Annotated in this window: 4 protein-coding genes and 1 pseudogene; 4 read left to right on the top strand and 1 reads right to left on the bottom strand. The window is 73.3% G+C overall.

The window, feature by feature from the left end; translation table 11 throughout:
- A partial coding sequence (locus tag AOK18_RS03795) for a penicillin-binding transpeptidase domain-containing protein (RefSeq protein WP_276205333.1) occupies window positions 1–1,034 on the top strand: 1,034 nt, incomplete at its 5' end.
- 142 nt (window positions 1,035–1,176) lie between these two features.
- Entirely contained in the window at window positions 1,177–2,847 is a 1,671-nt protein-coding gene (locus AOK18_RS03790; protein WP_055693329.1) for a penicillin-binding transpeptidase domain-containing protein, read from the top strand.
- A gap of 58 nt (window positions 2,848–2,905) precedes the next feature.
- Here AOK18_RS03790 and AOK18_RS03785 read toward each other — a convergent pair whose 3' ends face one another.
- Window positions 2,906–3,277, bottom strand: coding sequence for an SsgA family sporulation/cell division regulator (locus tag AOK18_RS03785; protein ID WP_055693328.1), 372 nt, complete (start codon window positions 3,275–3,277; stop codon window positions 2,906–2,908).
- A 191-nt stretch (window positions 3,278–3,468) separates the two neighbouring features.
- Between AOK18_RS03785 and AOK18_RS03780 the strand changes: the two genes are divergently transcribed.
- Complete coding sequence (locus AOK18_RS03780) at window positions 3,469–4,557, top strand: energy-coupling factor ABC transporter permease (RefSeq protein ID WP_055693327.1); 1,089 nt, start codon at window positions 3,469–3,471, stop codon at window positions 4,555–4,557.
- Window positions 4,558–4,571: 14 nt separating this feature from the next.
- Window positions 4,572–4,761 (top strand): annotated as a pseudogene (locus AOK18_RS03775) (cobalt ECF transporter T component CbiQ); the annotation flags it as partial.

Here is a 4,761-nt window from a genome sequence, read left to right as displayed (position 1 = left end):
AGCGTGGAGTGGGCGGCACCGGGCCCCTCCGAGGCCCCCTCCGCGCGCCGGATCGTCAGCTCGACGCCGGGGGTGCCGCCGACTCCACGCTGGTGACCCTCGTGAAGGGCAGGCCCGGCACGCTGCGCACGACGCTCAGCGCGGGCGTGCAGGCCGCCGCCGAGAAGGCGGTGAAGCGGTTCCCCGAGTCGTCGGTGGTGGCCGTGCGGCCGAGCACCGGCGAGGTGCTGGCCGTGGCCAACCACCGCCGGGACGGGTTCGACGCGGCGTTCCAGGGCCGGGTCGCCCCCGGCTCCACCATGAAGATCATCACCGCGGCCATGCTCATCGACAACGGTGTGACCTCGATGAACGGTCCGGCCCCCTGCCCGGCCACCGCGACCTGGCAGAGCCAGACCTTCGAGAACCTCACCGGCATGGTGCCGAACGAGGGCGCCACCCTCGCCGACAGCTTCCTGCGTTCCTGCAACACCGCCTTCATCAAGCTCGTCGACGAGGAGCCGCTGACCGACGCCTCGCTCACCCGGGAGGCGCAGGAGCGGTTCGGGCTCGGCCGGGACGACTGGGCGACCGGTGTCGTCTCCTTCGACGGAAGCGTTCCCGCCGCCGGCGGCCCGGACCGCGCGGCGAACGCCATCGGCCAGGGCCAGGTGCAGATGAACCCGCTGAACATGGCGTCGGTGACGGCCACCGCCATCACCGGCACCTTCCGCCAGCCGTACCTGGTCTCCCCGGAGCTCGACGGCCGGCGGCTGGCGCGGGCCGAGGGCCTGCCGGCGGGTACCGCGAGCCAGTTGAAGCAGATGATGCGCCTGACGGCCACCCAGGGCACCGCCGCGTCGGCCATGTCCGGTCTCGGCGGCGACATCGGCGCGAAGACCGGCTCCGCCGAGGTCGACGGCAGCGCCACCTCCGACAGCTGGTTCACCGGCTTCCGGGACGACGTCGCGGCGGCGGCCATGGCCCAGCAGGGCGGCCACGGCGGCGACGCGGCCGGTCCGATTGTCGCAGCTGTGCTACGAGCGGGCGGCTGACCGCGACCCGCGGAAGGCGGGACTCTAGGCTGGGGGCCGTCATTGGCCTGGGAGCGTCGACACCCCACGGCCCGGTATGACCATGTGACGGAACGACAGTACAGCCGGCGGCTCGGCGGACTTTGCGGAGGATCGGACAGCAGTGGGCAACAGAAGGCGCGTCGCCGAGCGACGGAAGACCAACCCCGCCGTGCTCGGCGGAGTGATCGCCGTCGTCGTCGGAGGCGCCGGCCTCGGTGCCTACGCGCTGGCCGGGGGCGGGTCCGGAACCGAGGACGGCACCCGGACGTCGGCCACCCAGCAGGCCAGGCCCAAGAGCGGCCCGCTGTCCGCCGCCGAGGTCACCGACGCGGCGGACCGTTTCCTCACCGCCTGGCAGCAGGGCGAGGTGGACGAGGCCGCCGAGGCCACCGACGACCCGGAGGCGGCCACCGCCCTGCTCACCGGGTACGCCGAGGAGGCCCGCGTCAAGGACGTCACCCTCACCGCCGGCGCCCGCACCGGCACCGAGGTCCCGTTCTCCGTCAAGGGCACGGTGGCGTACGAGGAGATCACCGAGCCGCTGGCGTACGACAGCAGGCTGACCGTCGTGCGCCGGGACGGGGACGGCGAGCCGCGGGTCGCGTGGCGGTCCGCGGTCGTGCACCCCGACCTCAAGGACGGCGACCGGCTGGTCACGGGCGAGACGGACACCCCGCCGGTGAAGGCGCTGGACCGGGACGGCGGCGAGCTGACGGCCAAGACCTACCCGTCCCTGGGCCCGGTCCTCGACGGGCTGCGCGAGAAGTACGGGAAGACGGCGGGCGGCAAGGCCGGGATCGAGCTGCGGATCGTCCGCGGTGAGAAGTCGAAGAAGGCGGAGGCCTCCGACAAGACCGTGCTGGAGCTGAGCGGGGGCACCCCCGGCACGGTGCGGACCACGCTGGACCCGAAGCTCCAGGCGGCGGCCGAGGGGCAGGTGGCGAAGAAGGCCAGGGCGTCGGTGGTGGTGCTGCGCGCGTCCACCGGTGAGATCCTCGCCGCCGCGAACTCCTCGCGCGGGTTCAACACCGCGTTCCACGGTTCGCTGGCCCCGGGCTCGACGTTCAAGGTCCTCACGGCCTCGCTGCTGATCGAGAAGGGCCTCGCGTCCATCGACGAGAAGCACCCGTGCCCGAAGTACTCCAGCTACGGCGGCTGGAAGTTCCAGAACCTCGACAAGTTCCAGATCAAGGGCGGTACGTTCCGCGACAGCTTCGGCGCCTCCTGCAACACGGCCTTCATCAGCCAGGCGCGCGAGCTGGAGGACGACGACCTGACCGAGCAGGCCCAGCAGGTCTTCGGACTCGGCCGCGACGACTGGCAGATCGGGGTCCCGTCCTTCGACGGCTCGGTGCCGGTGCAGAAGGACGCCCCCATGGCGGCCTCCCTGATCGGCCAGGGCGGTGTGCGGATGAACCCGCTGAACATGGCGTCGGTGTCGGCGACCGTCAAGGCGGGCGAGTTCCACCAGCCGTACCTGGTGTCACCGGAGGTGGACGGCCGGAAGCTGGCCACCGCCCCGCGCACCATGTCGGCCGGGACCGTGACGCAGTTGCGGCAGCTCATGGCGTACACGGCGACCAGCGGCACCGCGGCGAAGGCGATGGCCGGGGTCGGCGGCGACAAGGGCGCCAAGACCGGCTCGGCCGAGGTCGACGGGCAGAAGAAGCCCAACGGCTGGTTCACCGCCTACCGCGGGGACCTCGCGGCGGCGGGCGTCGTACAGGCGGCGGGCCACGGCGGCTCCACGGCGGGCCCGATCGTGGCGAGCCTGCTGAAGCTCGGCGGCTGACCGGCGGCTGACCGGCGGCCGGTCCGGGAGCCGGCTCCGGGACCGGCGGGGCCGTCCGTCAGTGCGGGACCGGCTCGGCGGCCGCCGCGGCCACGTGCGTGCGCCGCAGGAACCGCGTCAGGGCCTTCGTCTCGAACTGCACCATCGACACCCCCCGCGGCGAGTGGAACTCCACGACCGTCTGCACGCGGCCGCACGGCCACACCCGCACGTCACCGCGCTCCACGGGGGTGCGCAGCCCGTGTTCGAGCAGGTCACGGGGCAGGGTCCACTCGCGGGCGGGGGCACCGGCCGCCCTCATCCTCACCGTCCGGGGGTCGCGTCCGGGGTCGTAGCTCAGTGCGACCGGCACCGTTCCCCGGTCCATGTCCCGGAGGACGTCCGCGTCCGTGACGACCTGGGCGCGTGCGTCCTGCTCGACTACGTTCATGAGTGGCCCCTTACGGTGCGCTACCTGTACGAAAGCCGTATACCCGCCCTCCCTCCAATGTCGCACGGATTCCGGGATCCGACTCTCCGTGCCGGGACGGTCACCGGTGCGGCCGCGGCCGCGGTCGAAGGCGGGCCGGGACGCGGTGGGCGCTCTTGCGACCTTGTCGCAGGAGCGAGCACTATCGAATAGTGCATGTCCCCGATGGATTCATCGACGCTCCCGTCTCCGCCGCCACCGCGGTGGTCGCCGCCGGCGCCATGGCCGTGAGCCTGCGCGGTGCGCGCCGTGAACTCGGGAGCGAGCGGGCGGCACCGCTGGCCGGACTCGTGGCGGCGTTCGTCTTCGCCGTGCAGATGCTGAACTTCCCGGTCGCGGGGGGCACCAGCGGCCATCTGCTCGGCGGCGCGCTCGCCGCGATCCTCGTGGGCCCCTGCACAGGGGTCCTGTGCGTCTCCGTCGTCCTGCTGATGCAGGCGCTCCTCTTCGCCGACGGCGGCCTGACCGCGCTCGGGGTGAACATCACCTGCATGGCGGTCGTCACGACGGTCGTCGCCTACGGCGTGTTCCGCGGGCTGGTGAAGGTGCTGCCGCGCACCCGCCTCTCGGTGACCGCCGCGTCCTTCGTCGCCGCCCTGGTCTCCGTTCCGGCCTCCGCGGTCACCTTCACCCTGATCTACGCGATCGGCGGCACCGCCGACGTCTCGATCGGCAAGGTCGCCACCGCGATGGTGGGCGTGCACCTTCTGATCGGGATCGGCGAGGCCGTGATCACCGCGCTGACCGTCGGCGCCGTCCTCTCCGTACGGCCGGACCTGGTGTACGGGGCGCACGGACTCGGGCAGAAGCTCGTCCTGCGGGTGGACGGCGAACTGGTCGACGCCCCGGACACCGGGCCGGCGCCCGCCCCCGCCGCCGCCCGGTCCCGGCGCCCGGTCTGGATCGCCGGGCTGGTGACGTCGCTGCTTCTCGCCGGGTTCGTCAGCTTCTACGCCTCCGCCGATCCGGACGGCCTGGAGCGGGTCGCCACCGATCACGGGATCGCCGAGCGGGCCGAGGAGCACGCGGCCGCCGGCTCCCCGCTGGCCGACTACGGCGTCAGGGACGTCGAGGACGCCCGTGTCTCCGGCGGTCTCGCGGGCGTGATCGGCGTCGGCCTCACCGTCGTCGCGGGCACCGGGGTCTTCCGGGTGGTCCGCCGGCGACGCTCGGGCGGGACGCCCGGCACGGTCCCGCCCGCGCACACGAACGCCGGCCCTCCCCCCGGTACCCGCACCTGAGGTGGGCGTCTGACATGGGCAGCGGCCACGCGCACCGGCTGTACCGGCACGCGCGCTCCCCCGTGCACGCGCTCCCCCCGCACACCAAGCTCACCGCGGTCCTCGCCTTCGTGGTGATCGTGGTGTCCACCCCGCGTGAGGCGATGTGGGCGTTCGGGGCGTACGCGGTGCTGCTCGGCCTCGTCGCGTACGCCCCGAACGCCC

It is taken from the genome of Streptomyces prasinopilosus (assembly GCF_001419695.1).
Classification (GTDB): Bacteria; Actinomycetota; Actinomycetes; order Streptomycetales; family Streptomycetaceae; genus Streptomyces; species Streptomyces prasinopilosus.
This window is presented reverse-complemented; position numbering and strand designations above follow the sequence as displayed.